Source organism: Streptomyces sp. NPDC088747, from assembly GCF_044751025.1.
Taxonomy (GTDB): domain Bacteria; phylum Actinomycetota; class Actinomycetes; order Streptomycetales; family Streptomycetaceae; genus Streptomyces.
Window position 1 is genome coordinate 66,665 of record NZ_JBIVKZ010000015.1, and the last position, 17,455, is coordinate 84,119.

General features: G+C 73.0%; 13 protein-coding genes. 5 read left to right on the forward strand and 8 right to left on the reverse strand.

Annotated features, from left to right (window positions below):
• Nucleotides 1-178: 178 nt before the first annotated feature.
• From ACIP79_RS30290 to ACIP79_RS30310, 5 genes are all read right to left on the reverse strand, one after another.
• Nucleotides 179-1,495 carry an RNA polymerase sigma factor gene (locus tag ACIP79_RS30290; RefSeq protein WP_401228232.1) on the reverse strand — a complete coding sequence of 439 codons (1,317 nt, stop codon included), beginning with the start codon at nt 1,493-1,495 and terminating at the stop codon, nt 179-181.
• Nucleotides 1,496-1,745: 250 nt separating this feature from the next.
• Nucleotides 1,746-3,647 (reverse strand): DNA primase, encoded by a 1,902-nt coding sequence (gene dnaG / locus ACIP79_RS30295; RefSeq protein ID WP_401228234.1) that lies wholly within the window; start codon nt 3,645-3,647, stop codon nt 1,746-1,748.
• 46 nt (nt 3,648-3,693) lie between these two features.
• A complete protein-coding gene (locus ACIP79_RS30300; RefSeq protein ID WP_401228235.1) occupies nt 3,694-4,959 on the reverse strand; it encodes an NAD(P)/FAD-dependent oxidoreductase in 1,266 nt (421 codons plus the stop codon).
• A 93-nt stretch (nt 4,960-5,052) separates the two neighbouring features.
• Nucleotides 5,053-6,396, reverse strand: a complete 1,344-nt coding sequence (locus ACIP79_RS30305) for a deoxyguanosinetriphosphate triphosphohydrolase (protein WP_401228237.1) — start codon at nt 6,394-6,396, stop codon at nt 5,053-5,055.
• Nucleotides 6,397-6,457: 61 nt separating this feature from the next.
• Nucleotides 6,458-7,378, reverse strand: a complete 921-nt coding sequence (locus ACIP79_RS30310; RefSeq protein ID WP_401228239.1) for a sirohydrochlorin chelatase — start codon at nt 7,376-7,378, stop codon at nt 6,458-6,460.
• Between the two features lie 295 nt (nt 7,379-7,673).
• Here ACIP79_RS30310 and ACIP79_RS30315 point away from each other — a divergent pair, with 295 nt between their 5' ends.
• The 3 genes from ACIP79_RS30315 (at nt 7,674) to ACIP79_RS30325 (ending at nt 12,868) form a co-directional block, all read left to right on the forward strand.
• On the forward strand, nt 7,674-8,402 hold the full coding sequence (locus ACIP79_RS30315; protein ID WP_401228241.1) for a vancomycin high temperature exclusion protein: 729 nt from the start codon (nt 7,674-7,676) through the stop codon (nt 8,400-8,402).
• 224 nt (nt 8,403-8,626) lie between these two features.
• Complete coding sequence (locus tag ACIP79_RS30320) at nt 8,627-10,987, forward strand: molybdopterin oxidoreductase family protein (protein WP_401228243.1); 2,361 nt, start codon at nt 8,627-8,629, stop codon at nt 10,985-10,987.
• A 159-nt stretch (nt 10,988-11,146) separates the two neighbouring features.
• Nucleotides 11,147-12,868: a M4 family metallopeptidase gene (locus ACIP79_RS30325; RefSeq protein WP_401228245.1), complete on the forward strand. Its 1,722-nt coding sequence runs from the start codon at nt 11,147-11,149 to the stop codon at nt 12,866-12,868.
• Nucleotides 12,869-12,961: 93 nt separating this feature from the next.
• Here ACIP79_RS30325 and ACIP79_RS30330 read toward each other — a convergent pair whose 3' ends face one another.
• Both ACIP79_RS30330 and ACIP79_RS30335 read right to left on the reverse strand, forming a co-directional pair.
• Nucleotides 12,962-13,879, reverse strand: a complete 918-nt coding sequence (locus ACIP79_RS30330; protein ID WP_401228247.1) for a hypothetical protein — start codon at nt 13,877-13,879, stop codon at nt 12,962-12,964.
• A gap of 139 nt (nt 13,880-14,018) precedes the next feature.
• A complete protein-coding gene (locus ACIP79_RS30335; RefSeq protein WP_401228249.1) occupies nt 14,019-14,690 on the reverse strand; it encodes an NADPH-dependent FMN reductase in 672 nt (223 codons plus the stop codon).
• A gap of 484 nt (nt 14,691-15,174) precedes the next feature.
• Between ACIP79_RS30335 and ACIP79_RS30340 the strand changes: the two genes are divergently transcribed.
• A complete protein-coding gene (locus ACIP79_RS30340) occupies nt 15,175-15,693 on the forward strand; it encodes a hypothetical protein (protein WP_401228251.1) in 519 nt (172 codons plus the stop codon).
• Between the two features lie 130 nt (nt 15,694-15,823).
• On the forward strand, nt 15,824-16,450 hold the full coding sequence (locus ACIP79_RS30345) for a class F sortase (protein WP_383680511.1): 627 nt from the start codon (nt 15,824-15,826) through the stop codon (nt 16,448-16,450).
• A gap of 43 nt (nt 16,451-16,493) precedes the next feature.
• Here the strand turns inward: ACIP79_RS30345 and ACIP79_RS30350 are convergent, their stop codons facing one another.
• Entirely contained in the window at nt 16,494-17,276 is a 783-nt protein-coding gene (locus ACIP79_RS30350; RefSeq protein WP_401228253.1) for a sulfite exporter TauE/SafE family protein, read from the reverse strand.
• Between the last annotated feature and the right edge of the window lie 179 nt (nt 17,277-17,455).

A 17,455-nucleotide genomic window follows, 5' to 3' on the forward strand; every position in this document is an offset into this window, starting at 1 on the left:
CCCGTCCCGTTCCTGGGGGCTGCGCCCCCAGACCCCCCTTTCGCGCTGACGCGCTCGTCCTCAATCGCCGGACGGGCTGAAGAATTTCAGCCCCTCCGGCGTTTGAGGAGCGGGGGTTCGGGGGCGGAGCCCCCGAGAGACGGGAATGGGTAGGGGCGGAGGGGGCGAAGAAAGCCCCTCAGTCCAGATAGCCGCGCAGCTGGTCCGCGAAGGCGTGGTCCCTCAGTTTGTTGAGGGTCTTGGACTCGATCTGGCGGATCCGCTCGCGGGTGACGCCGAAGATCCGGCCTATCTCCTCCAGGGTGCGGGGCCGCCCGTCGGCCAGCCCGTACCGGAGCTGGACGACCTTCCGCTCCCGCTCCCCGAGCGTGGACAGAACCGCCTCCAGATGCTCCCGGAGCAGCAGGAACGCCGCGGACTCCACGGGAGACGCCGCGTCGCCGTCCTCGATGAGGTCACCGAGCGCCACGTCGTCCTCCTCCCCCACGGGCGCGTGCAGGGACACCGGTTCCTGCGCCAGCCGCAGCACCTCACTGACCCGCTCGCTCGACAGGTCGAGCTGGACGGCGACCTCCTCGGGCGTCGGCTCGTAGCCGCGTTCCTGGAGCATGCGCCGCTGCACCCGGACGACCCGGTTGATCAGCTCGACCACGTGCACCGGCACCCGGATGGTCCGGGCCTGGTCGGCGAGAGCGCGGGACATGGCCTGGCGGATCCACCAGGTGGCGTACGTCGAGAACTTGTACCCGCGGGCATAGTCGAACTTCTCGACGGCCCTGATCAGACCGAGGTTTCCCTCCTGGACCAGGTCGAGCATGGTCAGACCCCGGCCCACGTACCGCTTGGCGACGGAGACGACGAGCCGCAGGTTCGCCTCGATGAGGCGGCGCTTGGCCATCCGGCCCATGACGACCAGCTTGTCCAGGTCGAGGGCGAGCTGGCTGTCGAGGTCGGACGCGAGCCGGAGCTTCTCCTCGGCGAAGAGGCCGGCCTCGACACGGCGGGCGAGATCGACCTCCTCGGCCGCGGTGAGCAGCGGGATCCGGCCGATCTCGCGGAGGTACTGGCGGAACAGGTCCGAGGAGGGGCCGCCGGTGTCGGCGGCGCGGCCCCGGCGGGGTTCGACGGGCTCGGGCGCCTCGGACTCGGCCTCCACCTCGGGGCTCTCGACGGCGGCCGTGGGCTGCTCGCCCAGCTCGGGCGGGCTCCCCGGCTCCGTCTCGGGGTGGTGCGCGGCACGGCTCTGCGCGGGTACCGCCGCGAGGACGTCGGTCTCTGCGTCCGTGTCCGTGTCCGTGGTGTTGTCGGTCTGTGCGAGGGTCTGGGTCTGCACGGGGGCGACCTCCAGGAATGTCGCTGCTGAGGCGTGCGGCAGCGGTACGTCGGGGATGGGGTCGACGGCCTTGCCGCTGTCCATCCCGTAGTCGTTTAGCGGAACCGCGGGGATCGGGGACCCGTCGCGTTCGGGTCGGCCGCGCTCCGAGGACTCAGGCACCGCCACCCAGTGTGGAGTACGACACATCGCCGCCACGAGGGGCGTGCGGTGACTTTTTGCGCCCGGTCCGTGACCGCGCGGTTACTTTCATGCACGAGTGCGCGTTTTAGGGGCCTCGAAACAGGTTGAGAGCCCGGCATCGAACGAAATCGGCCCGGTTCACGACCGACCGCGGCTCGGCGCCCGGCCGACCTGCGGCTCCACGCACGGCTCCGGGCACGGCTTCCGGAGTCGACCCGCGCGGACAGGCTCAGAGAGCCTCCGCGCCCCGCTCCCGCAACGCCTGCTCGTACTGCTGAAGCACCCACAACTCGTTCTGCACGGCGGCCAGCTGGGCCGGGTCGCCGTGGGCGCTCTGCCGCGCCAGGCTGCCCTGGACGTCGCGGATGCGGCGGTCCACGGCACGTCTGCGGACCATGACGAGCTGGTCGCCCGCGTAGGTCTCGTCGACGGTCCTGCGCATGATCGCCTCGACGGCCAGCTCGGTGACCATGGCGCGGGCCGCGTCGTCCGGGGCGGCCTCACGGACCCGCACCAGATACTCCTGAGGGTCCTGGACGCCGTACTCCGCGCCGCCCGCCTCCATGATCACCTGGCGTACGGCGGCGTAGGGCGGGGCGGTGAACTCGTCGATCCCGTAGGCGTCGAACGCCGGGGAGACCAGCTCGGGCCGCTGGAGGGCGAGTTTGAGCAGCTCGCGCTCGGTGGCGAAGACGGGGTTGCGGAGGTTCAGGGCGGGGCCGCCGGTGGGTGCCTGGGTGGCGGCGTACGTCTGCTGGGGGCGCTGCCGGTCCGGCGCGGGGCCCTTGCCGCCGCGGTCGCGGGACCAACGGGCGAGCTGGGCCACCCGCTTGACGACGAACTGGGTGTCGAGGATGCCGAGCATGCCGGCGAGCTGCACGGCGACCTCGTGCTGGGCGCCGCTGTTCTTGATGCGCGCGACGATGGGCGCCGCCTCGTCCAGGGCGGCGGCGCGGCCCGCGGGCGTCTCCAGGTCGTAGCGCAGGACGATCTGGCGGAGCGCGAACTCGAAGAGCGGCGTGCGGGGTTCGGTGAGGTCGGCGACGGCCGCGTCGCCCTTGGCGAGGCGCAGCTCGCACGGGTCCATGCCGTCCGGGGCGATCGCGATGTAGGTCTCCGCGGCGAACTTCTGGTCGTCCTCGAAGGCGCGCAGGGCCGCCTTCTGGCCGGCCGCGTCGCCGTCGAAGGTGAAGATCACGCGGGCGGAGCCGTTGTCCATCAGCAGCCGGCGGAGGATCTTGATGTGGTCGGTGCCGAAGGCCGTGCCGCAGGTCGCGATGGCGGTGGTGACGCCGGCCAGGTGGCAGGCCATGACGTCCGTGTAGCCCTCGACGACCACCGCGCGGCTCGCCTTCGCGATGTCCTTCTTGGCGAGGTCGATGCCGTACAGGACCTGGGACTTGCGGTAGATCGCGGTGTCGGGCGTGTTCAGGTACTTCGGGCCGTTGTCCGACTCGTAGAGCTTTCTCGCGCCGAAGCCGACGACCTCGCCGCCGATGTCCCGGATGGGCCACATCAGGCGGCCGCGGAAGCGGTCGATGGGGCCGCGGCGGCCCTCCTGGGAGAGGCCGGAGAGGAGGAGCTCCTTGTCGGTGAAGCCCTTGCCGCGGAGGTAGCGGGTGAGGTGGTCCCAGCCCTGGGGGCTGTAGCCGACGCCGAAGTGGGCGGCGGCGGACTGGTCGAAGCCGCGCTCGGCGAGGAACTTGCGGCCCGTGTCGGCCTCGGAGCTGGTGTCGAGCTGCTCGATGTAGAACTGCGCGGCGATCTTGTGGGCCTCGACCAGGCGGATGCGCTCGCCGCGCTGGTGGGCGGGGTTGTACCCGCCCTCCTCGTAACGAAGGGTGATGCCCGCCTGGCCGGCGAGGCGCTCGACCGACTCGGAGAAGGTGAGGTGGTCGACCTTCATCACGAACGTGATGGTGTCGCCGCCTTCCTGGCAGCCGAAGCAGTGGAAGAGCCCCTTGCTGGGGCTGACCTGGAAGGACGGTGACTTCTCGTCGTGGAAGGGGCAGAGACCTTTCAGGTTTCCGCCGCCCGCGTTGCGCAGCTGGAGGTACTCGGACACCACGGCGTCGATCGGGACCGCGTCCCGAACCGCCTTCACGTCCTCGTCGTTGATCCTTCCGGCCACGGATGGATTCTACGGTGAGGGTGTGACAGTCGAGCGCCGCGTGCGGTCACGGGACCAGACCGTCCAGCGGTACGTGCGGGTCGGCGAGCGCCTCGGTGTCCACCTGGGCCCGGGATCGGATCAGCTGCTGGATGGGCTCCGTGACGTCCCACACATTCACGTTCATCCCGGCCAGCACCCGACCCTCCTTCACCCAGAAGGCGATGAACTCCCGCTTCCCGGCGTCTCCGCGGATCACCACCTGGTCGTAGGTCCCCGGGGGCGCCCAGCCCGAGTACTCGAGCCCGATGTCGTACTGGTCGGAGAAGAAGTAGGGCACCCGGTCGTACGTCAGGTCGCGGCCCAGCATCGCGCGGGCGGCCGCCGGGCCGCCGTTGAGGGCGTTGGCCCAGTGCTCGACGCGCAGCCGGGTGTCGAAGAGCGTGTGGTGGAAGGAGGCGACGTCGCCGGCCGCGTGGATGTCGGGGTCGGAGGTGCGCAGCCGTTCGTCCACGGCGATACCGCCGCCGTGTTCCCGGTCGGCGATATCCAGGCCCGCGGCCTCGGCGAGGGCGATGCGCGGAGCGGCGCCGATCGCGGCGAGGACGTCGTGCGCGGGGTGTTCCTCGCCGTCGTCGGTGCGGGCGGCGAGGACCATGCCGTCGTGGCCGACGATCTCGGTGAGCCGGGCGCCGAAGTGGAAGCGGACGCCGTGCTCGCGGTGCAGCTCGGTGAAGAGCTGACCGAGCTCGGGGCCGAGGACCGAGTGCAGCGGGGTCGGCTCGGGTTCCACGACGGTCACCTCGGCGCCGTACTCACGTGCCGCCGCCGCGACCTCCAGGCCGATCCAGCCGGCGCCCGCGATCACGATGTGGCCGTTGTCGCGGCCCAGAGCGGCCAGGACGCCCTTGAGGCGCTCGGCGTGGGCCAGCCGGCGCAGGTGGTGGACGCCGGCCAGGTCCGTGCCCGGGACGTCCAGGCGGCGGGGTTCGGAGCCGGTGGCGATGAGGAGTTTGTCGTACTGCACGAGGGTGCCGTCGTCGCCGAAGCGGACGGTCCTGGCGGTGCGGTCGATGGCGTCGACGGTCTGGCCGAGGTGCAGCTCGATGTCGTTGCGCGCGTACCAGGCGGGTTCGTGCACGAAGACGCTGTCGCGCTCCTCCTTGCCGAGGAGGTAGCCCTTGGAGAGCGGCGGCCGTTCGTAGGGGTGGTCGCGCTCGTCACAGATCAGTATCACCCGCCCGGTGAACCCCTCCGCTCGGAGCGTCTCGGCCGCCTTCGCTCCGGCCAGCCCTCCTCCGACGATGACGAATGTCTGATCCGCGTCGACCACTTGATGCCTCCTCGTAAGGATGTCGCCATATGCGAGCGTCCCGCACGCAGCGTGATGCGGGAAGAGGGTGTGGCCCGATCAGGCCACGCAGGGTCACCCCCGGCGGGCCTCCTGGGGCCGTCTGGTGAGCCTGAGGTGCAGGGAACGCGCCGAGGCGTCGGTGAGTGAGGCGATGTGGTCGACGATCACGCGCTTGCGCGCCCTGTCGTCCGGGGCCTCGTCGAACAGGGCACGGAACTGCGGGTCGAGGCCGTCCGGGGCGCGGTCGGTGAGCGCCTGGGCCAGCTCGGCGACGACGATCCGCTGGTCGGCGCGGAGCAGCTCCTGCTCGGCGCGCTGCATGACGTACCGGTCGGCGACCGCCTTGAGGACGGCGCACTCGTGCCGGGCGGCGCGCGGGACGACCAGCTCCGCCGCGTACCGCGTGAGCCTGCCGGTGCCGTACGCCGCGCGGGTGGCGCTCTCCGCCGCCAGGCAGAAACGCCCGATGAGCTGGCTGGTGGCGTCCTTCAACCGGGCCTGCGCGACGGCCGATCCGTCGTATCCGTGCGGCCACCAGTCCTGGTCGAGGAGCCGGTCGAGGGCTTCGGAGAGCTCTTCGGTGTCGGTGTCGGCGGGCACGTAACGCCCTATGGCCACCGCGAAGATCTCCTGCCGCTCCGGCTCCGCGTGCAGGCAGTTGGGGTCGATGTGGCCCGCGTGCAGGCCGTCCTCGACGTCGTGCACCGAGTACGCCACGTCGTCCGACCAGTCCATGACCTGGGCCTCGAAGCACGTACGGGTGCCGGGGGCGTCCTTGCGGATCCAGTCGAAGACGGGCCGGTCGTCCTCGTAGACCCCGAACTTCCGCGAGGCGGGGTCGGTGGGGTGACCGGCGCGCGGCCAGGGGTACTTGGTGGCGGCGTCGAGGGCGGCGCGGGTGAGGTTCAGGCCGACGCTGACGAGGTCGCCGGTCTCCTCGGAGCGCACGAAGTGCTTGGGCTCGATGCGGGTGAGCAGGCGCAGCGACTGCGCGTTGCCCTCGAAGCCTCCGCAGTCGGCGGCGAATTCGTTCAGCGCCTGCTCGCCGTTGTGCCCGAAGGGTGGGTGGCCCAGGTCGTGGGAGAGGCAGGACGCCTCGACGAGGTCGGGGTCGCAGCCGAGGGCGGCGCCGAGTTCGCGGCCGACCTGGGCGCACTCCAGGGAGTGGGTCAGGCGGGTGCGGGGGCTGGCGTCCCAGATCTGGCTGCTGGTGCCGGGCGTGACGACCTGGGTCTTGCCGGCGAGGCGGCGCAGTGAGGCGGAGTGCAGTACGCGTGCGCGGTCGCGCTGGAAGGCGGTGCGGCCGGGGCGCTTGTCGGGCTCGATCGCCCAGCGCTCGACGGCTGTCTCGTCGTACCCGTCCTGTCCTTCGGGCGTGGCGTGGCCTTCGTATGCCTTCGGTGCGGTGCCTTCCATGCCCCGACAGTAAACGCCGCCGGTGACAAACGGGGCACCCCGGTCCCGGGGGAGGTCGCTGTCAGGCTGTGGCCAGTACGAGTTCCGCGGCGGGCTCGGGGGTCGCGAGGGCCCGGTCGTAGCGGTGCAGGACGAGGCGGGCCATCGCCGGGTGGTCGCCCAGCGGCTCGGCGGTGATCCAGGGGGCGGCCGCGGCGCACTCGGTGGCGAAGCGGCCGGGGGCGGTGAAGTAGGAGGCGACGGCGATCCGGTGGCGGCCCCGGGCGGTCATCGCGCGCACGGCGGCGGGGACGGTGGGCGCGGCGGCGGAGGCGTACGCCGTGAGCACCGGAACGCCCAGGCGCTCGGCGAGGAGGTGGGCGGTGCGGCGGGTGTCGACGGCGGCGTCGGGGTCGCGGGAGCCCGCGGCGGCGAGGACGACGCCGGCGGCGCGGCGGTCCGCCTCGCTCGGGTGCGCCGGCCAGCCGGCTTCGACGAGCCGGGCGTACAGGGTCTCCACGAGCAGGGGGTGTGGGCCGAGCGGGGCGGCGACGCGCAGCCGGAGCGGCGCGGGGGCGGCCGCCGCGGCCTCGGGGATGTCGCGCCTGACGTGGTAGCCGCGGCTGAGCAGCAGCGGCACGAGGACGGCCTCGCCGGTCCCCTCGTCGTGCAGCGCGGTGAGCGTGTCGGGCAGCAGGGGCTCGTTCAGTTCGATGTGCCCCAGGCGCACGGGCAGGTGGGGGCGCAGCTCGCGGACCCGCTCGATCAGGGTGCGTACGGTGCTCAGCGCGCGTGGGTCGCGGCTGCCGTGCGCCACGAGGACGAGCGCGGGCGGTGCGGGGCGGCGCGCGCCGTTGGGCGCGACGAGGCCGAGCTGACTGCCGAGCCTGCTGGTGATCGCGTTCATGAGTTGCGCCGTACTGTCGAGGTGGGCGCCGTCGAGTGGCCGTGGGCCACCGGGGCGGGGCGGGGACTCGTCGCGTACTGGGTTCGACGCCGTCATGGGCCGATCCTGACGGTACGAGGTTGCCTCGCCGTTGCGCGAGTATGACGGGTGTTTACGGGGGGTTCACCGCGGGGTGCGGGCGTGTGTGAGCGGGCCGGGCCCGCGTCCGTGGGGCGCCGGGCCCGCGTCCGTGGGGCGCCGGGCCCGCGTCCGTGGGGCGCCGGGCCCGCGTCCGTGGGGCGCCGGGCCCGCGTCCGTGGGGCGCCGGGTGAAGCTGGTCACGCCACGGATGCGAACCGGATCACTGTTCGACGCGTCCTCCAGGTGGAGGCCACCTGGGAGGGACCGCCCGATGCGTCACCTGAAGCTGCCGAAGCCGCGCGTACCGCGTCTGTCGCGACTGCCCCGCCCCCGCCTGCCCCGTCTGCCGCGTACGCGTGCCGGGCAGCGGCGGGCCGTCCAGGGGGTCGTGCTGCTGTGTGTGCTCGCGCTGCTCCCGGCGACCTGGATGTACGTCGTGACGGGCGACCGGCTGCGGACGGCGGCGGACGCCCCGCGTACCGAGGTGGCCGTGGTCTTCGGCGCCGGTCTGTGGGACGGCGAGCCCTCCCCCTACCTCGCCAACCGCCTCGACGCGGCGGCCAAGCTGTACCGCGCGGGCCGCGTGAAGGTCGTCCTCGTCACCGGCGACAACAGCCGCGAGGACTATGACGAACCGGACGCGATGCGGACGTACCTGACCGAGCACGGGGTGCCCGACGGCCGCATCGTCAGCGACTACGCGGGCTTCGACACCTGGGACTCCTGCGTGCGCGCCAAGAAGATCTTCGGCGTGGACCGGGCCGTACTGATCAGCCAGGGTTTCCACATCCGCCGCGCCGTCGCCCTGTGCCAGGCGGCGGGCGTCGAGTCGTACGGCGTCGGGGTCTCCGCCAAGCACGACGTGACCTGGTACTACGGGGGCGCCCGGGAGATCCTCGCGGCGGGGAAGGCGGCCCTGGACGCCGCCTTCGAGCCCGATCCGCACTTCCTGGGGCCCAAGGAACCCGGGGTCGCGCGGGCGCTGGGGACGGATGGGTAGGGGCGGGCCGGGGACGGGGACGGGGAGAGGGCCAAGCCGGGACGGGCGGGGGGCGCCTCGGAAGCGGGCGCGGCGGGCTTTCCCGCCCGGCCTCACGGCGCCGCCTCACGGTGGCCCTCACGGCACCGCCTCACGGTGGCCCTCACGGCGCCGGGAGGTGACCGCCCCGGCCGTGTAACGCCCTTCGCCCCGCCCCGTAACACTCCCGACGCACGCTGGCCGGTATGCACCCCACCGTGACGCCCACCCACTGCCCGTACTGCGCCCTTCAGTGCGGGATGAACCTGACGCCCACGCCCGGCGGAGGCGTCGAGGTGACGGAGCGCGCGGACTTCCCGGTGAACCGGGGCGCGCTGTGCGGCAAGGGCCGTACCGCGCCCGCGCTGCTGTCGTCCCGGCTGCGGCTGACCTCGCCGCTGGTCCGGCGGGCGGGCACCCTCGAACCCGCGAGCTGGGACGAGGCGCTGGACCGGATCGCCGAGGGGCTGTCCCGCACGCGGACGGAGCACGGCCCGGACGCGTGCGGGGTGTTCGGCGGGGGCGGGCTCACGAACGAGAAGGCGTACACGCTCGGGAAGTTCGCCCGGGTCGTCCTGCGCACCTCGCAGATCGACTACAACGGCCGCTTCTGCATGTCGTCCGCCGCGGCGGCCGGCATCAAGGCGTTCGGGCTCGACCGGGGGCTGCCCTTCCCCCTGGAGGACATCCCGAGGACCGGCTGTGTGATCCTCGTCGGCTCCAACCTCGCCGAGACGATGCCGCCCGCGCTGCGCTACCTCACCGAGCTGCGGGAGAACGGCGGCACGCTGATCGTCATCGACCCGCGCCGCACCCGCACGGCCGAGCAGGCGGACCTGCACCTGGCCCCGCGCCCCGGCACCGACCTGGCGCTCGCGCTGGGGATGCTCCACCTGATCGTGGCGGAGGGGCGCACGGACGAGGCGTACCTCCAGGAGCGTACGAGCGGCTGGGAGGAGACGCGGGCGGCGGCGATGGCGCACTGGCCCGAGTACGTCGAACGGATCACGGGGGTGTCCGTCCCCGAACTCCGGGAGGCCGTACGGCTGTTCTGCGAGCCGGAGGCCGCCATGGTGCTCACCGCGCGCGGGCCCGAGCAGCAGTCCAAGGGCACGGACACCGTCGGCGCGTGGATCAACCTCTGTCTGGCGACGGGGCGTTCGGGGCGTCCACTGTCCGGGTACGGCTGCCTCACCGGGCAGGGCAACGGCCAGGGCGGACGCGAACACGGCCAGAAGGCCGACCAGTTGCCCGGCTACCGCAAGCTGACCGACCCGGCGGCGCGCCGCCATGTGGCCGAGGTGTGGGGCGTCGACCCCGACTCGCTGCCGGGGCCGGGGCGCAGCGCGTACGAACTCCTCGACGCGATGGGTACGGACATCCGCTCGCTGCTGCTGATGGGTTCGAACCCGGTGGTGTCCGCGCCCCGCGCCACCCACATCGAACAACGCCTGAGGTCACTGGAGTTCCTCGCCGTCGCGGACGTCGTGCTCTCCGAGACGGCGGCCCTCGCGGACGTCGTGCTGCCCGTCACCCAGTGGGCCGAGGAGACGGGCACCACGACCAGCCTGGAGGGCCGCGTCCTGCTGCGCCGCCAGGCCCTCACCCCTCCCGACGGCATACGCAGCGATCTGTACGTCCTGCACGAACTGGCCCTCCGGCTGGGCGTGGAGAAGGGCTTCCCCACGGATCCGGAAGAGGTCTTCGAGGAGTTGCGCCGGGCGAGCGCGGGCGGGGCGGCGGACTACTCGGGGATCACCTACCGCCGGCTGGCGGAGGAGTCGGGGGTGTTCTGGCCGTGCCCGGCGGGTGGTCATGGGGACACCTTGGCGGGCGGTCCGGGGGGCACCTTGGCGGGCGGTCCGGGGGGCACCCTGGCGGGCGTGGCGCCGGACGTTGCGGCGGGCGTTGCGGTGAGCCCGGCGGCCGGTGTGACCGTGAGCGAGCCGATCGGGACGCCCGTGTGCGAGCCGGCAGGCCCGTCCATGGGTGAACCGGCCGGCCCTTCCATGGGTGAACCGGTGTGCCCGGCAGGGGACTTCGCCGGTGGCGGGGCGAGCCGCGCGGAGGTGCACCCCGGCACCCCGCGGCTCTTCCTCGACCGGTTCGCCACCGAGGACGGCCGTGCGCGGTTCGTGCCGGTGTCCCATCGGCCGTCGGCCGAGGAGCCGGACGAGGAGTACCCGGTGCTGCTGACCACCGGACGGGTGGTCGCCCAGTACCAGTCGGGCGCCCAGACCCGGCGGGTCGACGAGCTGAACGCCGCCGCGCCCGGACCGTTCGTGGAGATGCACCCACGGCTGGCCGCACGGCTCGGGGCGGCCGAGGGCGACCCCGTCGCCGTGGTCTCCCGGCGCGGACGCGCCGTCGCACCGGCCCGGATCACCCGCGCCATCCGGCCGGACACGGTCTTCATGCCCTTCCACTGGCCGGGCGAGGGCCGCGCCAACAACCTGACCAACCCGGCCCTGGATCCGACCTCACGGATGCCGGAGTTCAAGACGTGCGCGGTGCGGGTGGAGACGCTCGCGTCCGGTGGCCCGGCGGCAGCGGAATCACCCGCCTGAGCCGGGCCGGCCGCGTCCGTCGGGCGCCTTCGCAGAAACGGTTCCCGCCCGTCACACGCCCGCACAGACCCACACACGTCCTCCCGGAACCCTCTATGGACATGACATGTCGTGGACCTTTGAATCTGAGTCACCATCAGCGCCTTCCTGAGGAGACCGATGACTCGGAGCCGGAGCCGGAGCCGGAGCCGCACACAGATACGGATACGGATACGGAACGCCGATGGCACCCGGCGCACCAACGGTGCCCGGGGAGTGCTCGGTTCACGACTGGCCCTCGCAGGCATCGCCGTGGCCGCCACCGCTCTGCTGGCCGCCGCGTTGACCCCGACCGCGGGCGCCGCCGACCGGCCGACCCGGGCGACGGCGCTGGACAACGCCGCCCAGGTCCTGGTCGAGGAGGCCGCGCGGCTGGGCCTGACCTCCGCCGAGGGCACCGCCGTCCGCGACGTGGTGATCGACGCGGACGGCACCCAGCACGTGCGCTACGACCGGACGTACCGTCAGCTCCCGGTGCTGGGCGGCGACTTCGTCCTGCACCTCGCCCCCGACGGCTCCTACCGCGGCGCGAACCGGGCCACCGCCCGCCCCCTCTCGGTACCCACCACCGAGCCCGCGCTCTCCGCGCCGAGGGCAGCGGGCCTGGCCACCGCCGCGCTGCGCGCCGCGAACCTCGGCGAGGTCCTTCGCAGGGTGACGGCCGAGCCCCGGCTGGTCGTCGACGCCTCGCACGGCGCACCCAGGCTGGCCTGGCGCACCGACGTGGCGGGCCAGGACCCGCTGGGCAACCCGGTCGCCCGCACCGTCCTCACGGACGCCGGTTCCGGCGAGCAGATCGACACGTGGGACAGCATCGAGACGGCGAGCGGCGACGGCAGGTCCCTCTACGCCGGCACGGTCCCGCTGGAGACGACCGGGTCCGGATCGGCGTACCAGCTGAAGGATCCGACGCGCGGCAACACGTACACGGGCGACGCCGCGAACAGGACGGACCTGTGCGTGCTGGGCATCTGTCTGACCCGCGCCCCCGCGACCGTCTTCACGGACACCGACAACCACTGGGCCACGGGGGCGACTTCGGACCGGGCCTCGGCGGCGGTCGACGCCCAGTACGGCACCGACGCCACCTGGGACTACTACGAGGACGTGCACGGCCGCAGCGGTATCGCCGGCGACGGCAAGGGCTCGTACAACCGCGTGCACTACGGGAACAACTACAACAACGCCTTCTGGGACGACAGTTGCTTCTGCATGACGTACGGGGACGGTGACGGGACGACGTTCGGGCCGCTGGTCGCGCTGGACGTGGCCGGGCACGAGATGTCCCACGGGGTCACGTCGAAGACGGCGGCGCTGACGTACTCGGGCGAGCCGGGCGGCCTGAACGAGGCGACCTCCGACATCTTCGGCACGCTCGTGGAGTTCCACGAGGACAACTCCTCGGACCCCGGGGACTGGCTCATCGGCGAGAAGATCGTGAAGCCGGGCTTCGGCAGGTCCGCGCTCCGCTACATGGACCAGCCCTCCAAGGACGGCAACTCGGCCGACTGCTGGAGCAGTTCGGTCGGGAACCTCGACGTGCACTACTCCTCCGGCGTCGCCAACCACTTCGCGTACCTCCTCGCGGAGGGCAGCGGCCCGCGGGTCATCGGCGGCGTCCAGCACGACGGCACCACCTGCGACGGCACCACGCTGACCGGCATCGGCCAGGAGAAACTGGGGGCGATCTGGTACCGGGCGCTCACCGTCCACATGACGTCCTCGACGAACTACGCGGGAGCCCGCACCGCCACTCTCGCCGCCGCCCGGGACCTGTACGGGGCGGGGAGCGCGGAGTACGGCGCGGTGGGGGCGGCCTGGTCGGCGGTGCACGTGGGCTGACTCCGGCCCTCGCACCGCCGCCGCGCAGGACAGCCGGACCCGCCCCGGCGGGACGGCGATCGTGCGGTCGGGACCCGCGGGTGCGGGAGTCGGTCACCCTGCCTTCGCCGGGTCCATTCCGTACAGGGTGGCGGCCGTCACCGCCTGCCGTACGACGCAGGCCTGTTGCTCGTCCGCCGGGGCGGCCCACAGCGGCACCAGGCTGGACGCGGAGGCCGAGGAGTCCATCCGCAGGTAGTGGCAGGCGTCGTTGATCCGCAACGCGAGGACGTACACGTCGGCGCCCACCGCCTCACCGGACACCTCGGCCACGGTGTCCCCGTCCGCCAACAGCCCTCTGTCCCGCAGAAAGTCCGTGGCGCCCCGCGGGGCGTGCGCGTAGCCGTCGGCGGCGACGGCACGGTAGGCCTGGCTGCCGGTGGGGAGCCGCGCGAGCAGCACGCCGAGTTCCGCGGCGAGGCTGCCGGCGCTGTCGTCGGTCCGCGAATCCGGGCAGTCCATGGCGGACCGTTTCACCGTGTAGGCGCCGAGGCCGAACGTGTAGCGGTAGCAGCGGACGGGATAGGCGGCCGGGTCGACGGTCTTCGCGGCGGGTGGTACGAGCCCCAGCATCACCTTCACGGTGTGCACGCCCGCGCCGGGGGACCCGCCGCCCGGCACGGTGTCCGCGCTGAGCAGCGCGCCGCCGTGTTCCAGGACCTGGGCGGCGATCGTGCCCCCGGTGAACGGGCCCCCGTAGGTCTTCCCTCCCGAGTGGAAGCCGGCGGTCAGGTCGGTGCGGAGGTCCTCGGAGAGCTCGGCGGCCTGCGCGTCGACGGCGGACGTGTCCGGAGCGGTGAGCCGCTGCTGGAGCAGCGTGCCGCCCACGCCCGCGGCCCCGGCGACGAGCGCTGTCGTCACGAACAGCAGGGCTCGCACCGCGGCACCGCGACCGCGGCCGCGCTCCCGGTCGCGTGCCCGGTCGGCGCCGGGCCGTGGGTCCCGGTCGGCTTCCGTGACGTGCGTCGTCATGGTTGTTCCCCCTGGCTGTGGACGGGCCGCAGGCCCTCTCGGATCAGCTGTCGCTGCCGCCGAATAGTGCCAGTTGGCCGTTACACGCGTATGGGCGGGCGCCCGTCCGCACCGATCGGGCCGGGCGCCCACCCGCCGCTCACCCCACGTACGGCCGCTTCACCCTCGCCTCCCGCAACGCCCGTGCCCACCAGGCGAGTTGGTCGAGCATCACTTCCGCCGCCGCCTTCGGGCCCGTGGAGTCCCGGGGGTGCCCCTCCGCGTCGAACGCCGCCCCCGCGCCGTGGAACGACACCGTGTCGCGCACCGTCACGGCGTGGAGTTCGGCGAAGACCTGGCGGAGGTGCTCGGCGGCGCGGAGGCCACCGGCGAGCCCGCCGTAGGAGACCAGGGCGACGGGCTTGGCGCGCCACTCGGTGTAGTGCCAGTCGATCAGGTTCTTCAGGCCCGCCGGGAAGGAGTGGTTGTACTCGGGCGTGAGGACGACGAACGCGTCGGCGGCGGCGAGGGCGGGGGTGACCTTGGCCAGTTCGGCGGCGGCCCCGGGGCTCGGGGAGAGCGTCGTCGGGAGAAGGACCGAGGCGACGTCGACGACCTCGGGCAGGAAGTCGTCGCGCTCGCGGATCCGGCCGAGCAGCCAGTCGGCCACGACGGGACCGAAGCGGCCCTCACGGTTGCTGCCCAGGACGACGGCGACCCGTACGGGGGTCTCGGGCTCCGCGAGGAAGGCGGCCTCCGGATCGGTGGCGGGCTCGGGAACAGGAACAGGAACAGGGGCAGGGGCAGGGGCGTCAGCTGTTGGTGTCTTCATGGCAGCCAGCCTCGTACCTCAACCATTATTGAGGTCAAGCACCGGTGACGGACGCCGCGCGGACGGCTCACCGGCGAGGCCGGGACGGCTCACGGACGAGGCGGGGAGGGCTCACGGACGAGCCGGGGAGGGCTCACGGAAGAGACCGGGACGGCTCACGGACGAGGCGTGAGTGGCTTACGGACGCCTCACGGGCCACCGGTGGGCGGCTCCCCCGCAGCGAGCGGTCACCCGTTCACACCCCCACCCCGCCGCCCTTCGGGTTCTTTTCCGAGGCACGCCGCCCCACCCCGGTGACCTGCCGGAATGCCCGCGAACCCACCCGTCCGGGCCACCCGCCCGACACCCGTTCACTTCATTTCTGACGTTCCATCAGGAAGCGGGCCGGGCCATGTGCCACTTACCTCGGAAGGGCAGGGGCACGACCGACGCAGCGGCACTTGGGGGTGTCGCCGGCCGCGCCCCCTCGGAGGAGCAACGAACGATGCGACGCACAGCCCGTCTGGTGACCGGTACCGCGCTCGCCGTCGCCGCCGCGGGCCTCGCCGCCGCGCCCGCGTACGGCGCGGACACCGGTGGCCTGGAGGTGTACCCGTCCACCGTCGTGCCCGGCGGTGACGTCACGGTGAACACGGCCGCCTGCGGCGTGGGCGGCACGGGAGCGGGCGACGCCAGCGCGGTGGGCGCGGGCCAGTTCACGCTGGCGCCCAGCGCGCACGAGGAGGACGTCATCGGGCAGTTCCGGGTGCCGCCGGGCGCGCAGCCGGGGACGTACGAGATCGTCGCGAAGTGCCCCGGCGGCCGGACGGTCACCGGAGACCTGGTGGTGACCCTGACCTCGACGCGCGAACAGGTCCATCCGCGCGGATACGTGAAGACGGGGGTCGGCGGCGCACTGGGCCCCGACCCCGTGCAGACCGCGGCGGGAGTGGCGGCCCTGGCCGTCGCCGCCGCGGGCGGTACCTGGCTCCTGCATCGCCGGGCGAGAGGCGACGGGATCTGACGGACACCCTCCGCTGTCCGTCCGCGGTACCGCAGTGTCCTCTCCCCCTCCGTGGCGCGACGCCCCTCGCGGCCCGGAGGGGGAAGGGGGCCATCCCGACCCCGAGGGGACACCCGAGAGGAGGCCGCACGTGCGCCGCCGGGTCAGCAACATCGCCATAGCCTCGGTCACCGCCGCCGCCCTCTGCTCCGGCGCGTGGCTGCTGCGCAGCGGCGCCGAGACGCACGCGCCGCCGCAGCCGTCCGCCGCCCAGGCGGGCGCGAGGGAACCGGCCGGGCGGGCGCCCGCGGCACGGGCCCTGCCGCACTCCCCGCCGGACCGCATCCGCATCCCGTCGATCCGCGTGAACGCGCCGCTCATGGGCCTCGGCCTCACCCCGCAGGGCAGCCTGGACGTCCCGCCCGCCGCGCGGAAGAACCTCGCCGGCTGGTACGAGGCGGGCACCACCCCCGGTGAGACGGGCACCGCCATCGTCGCCGGACACGTCGACAACGCCGAGGGCCCCGCCGTCTTCTACCACCTGGGCGCCCTGAAGAAGGGCGGCCGCATCGAGGTCGGCCGCCGCGACGGCGGTACAGCCGTCTTCACCGTCGACGCCATCGAGGTGTACGACGCCCGCGACTTCCCCGACGAGAAGGTCTACGGCGCGGCCCACCGGCCCGAACTGCGCGTCATCACCTGCGGTGGCGGCTACTCGAAGTCGACGGGGTACCAGGGCAACGTGGTCGTCTTCGCCCACCTCACCGGCAGTTACTGAGGCGCCGTACACCGCGCCCGGCCCGGACGTACCCGTGGACGCCTCACGCGATCCACTCCTGGTACGCCAGGTTCGCCACCAGTGCGAATACCACCGTCAGCAGGACGACCCGGACGAAGCCGCTCCCCTTCTTGAGTGCCGTGTGCGCGCCGAGCATGCCGCCCGCGAGATTGAAGACCGCCATCAGGGCGGCCAGTTGCCAGAACACGGTGCCCTTCCAGGCGAAGGTCGCGAGGGCACCCGCGTTGGTGCAGCAGTTCACGATCTTGGCGGTGGCGGAGGCGGTCACCAGGTCGAGGTGGAGCAGCGCGGTGAGGGCCAGCACGAGGAACGTGCCCGTGCCGGGGCCGATGAGACCGTCGTAGAAACCGATGCCGAGGCCCGCGAGTCCGATCGCGGCGACCACCCGGCTCGTCGGGACCGGGGCCGTCGAGGGTGCCGTGCCGAAGGCGGGCCTGAAGAGGACGAAGGCGCCGACCCCGAGCAGCACGACCATGACGACGGGCTTCAGCACGTCGGTGCTCATGCCGGCCGCGACGAACGCCCCCGCCGTGGAACCCGCGAGCGCCGCGAGCCCGATCCGTACGGCCACGCGCACGTCCACCGGTGCCTTGCGCGCGTACGTCACCGCCGCGCCCGTCGTCCCGACGATGGCCACCGCCTTGTTCGTGCCGAGCGCGTACGCGGCCGAGGTCCCGCCCGGCAGTCCGAGCAGCATCGCCGGGAGCAGCAGCAGCCCGCCACCGCCCACCACCGCGTCGATCCAGCCCGCCGCGAGTGAGGCTGCGCAGAGGACGACGACCATGGTCAGCGATATGTCGGGCATGATCGCGACCCTATGGACGGGATAGATGTGCCGTCCATGGGTCTCGGGAACCTTGAGGGTCTTCTGAGGTTCCCGAGACCCTCAGGGCGGGGATCCGGTCGGCCCCGGGCCGGAAACCCTCACACCCGGCCTCCGGCTCCGCTGAGCGCAGCGTTCCCGCCGGGAAACAGCCGAGATGC

Excerpts from the sequence above, each read along its gene's own strand:
- ACIP79_RS30340 (WP_401228251.1), top strand. The coding sequence starts at position 15,175 with ATGCGACGCACAGCCCGTCTGGTGACCGGTACCGCGCTCGCCGTCGCC.
- ACIP79_RS30305 (WP_401228237.1), bottom strand. The coding sequence starts at position 6,396 with ATGGAAGGCACCGCACCGAAGGCATACGAAGGCCACGCCACGCCCGAA.
- ACIP79_RS30350 (WP_401228253.1), bottom strand. The coding sequence starts at position 17,276 with ATGCCCGACATATCGCTGACCATGGTCGTCGTCCTCTGCGCAGCCTCA.
- ACIP79_RS30330 (WP_401228247.1), bottom strand. The coding sequence starts at position 13,879 with ATGACGACGCACGTCACGGAAGCCGACCGGGACCCACGGCCCGGCGCC.
- ACIP79_RS30335 (WP_401228249.1), bottom strand. The coding sequence starts at position 14,690 with ATGAAGACACCAACAGCTGACGCCCCTGCCCCTGCCCCTGTTCCTGTT.
- ACIP79_RS30310 (WP_401228239.1), bottom strand. The coding sequence starts at position 7,378 with ATGACGGCGTCGAACCCAGTACGCGACGAGTCCCCGCCCCGCCCCGGT.
- ACIP79_RS30320 (WP_401228243.1), top strand. The coding sequence starts at position 8,627 with ATGCACCCCACCGTGACGCCCACCCACTGCCCGTACTGCGCCCTTCAG.
- ACIP79_RS30315 (WP_401228241.1), top strand. The coding sequence starts at position 7,674 with ATGCGTCACCTGAAGCTGCCGAAGCCGCGCGTACCGCGTCTGTCGCGA.
- ACIP79_RS30325 (WP_401228245.1), top strand. The coding sequence starts at position 11,147 with ATGACTCGGAGCCGGAGCCGGAGCCGGAGCCGCACACAGATACGGATA.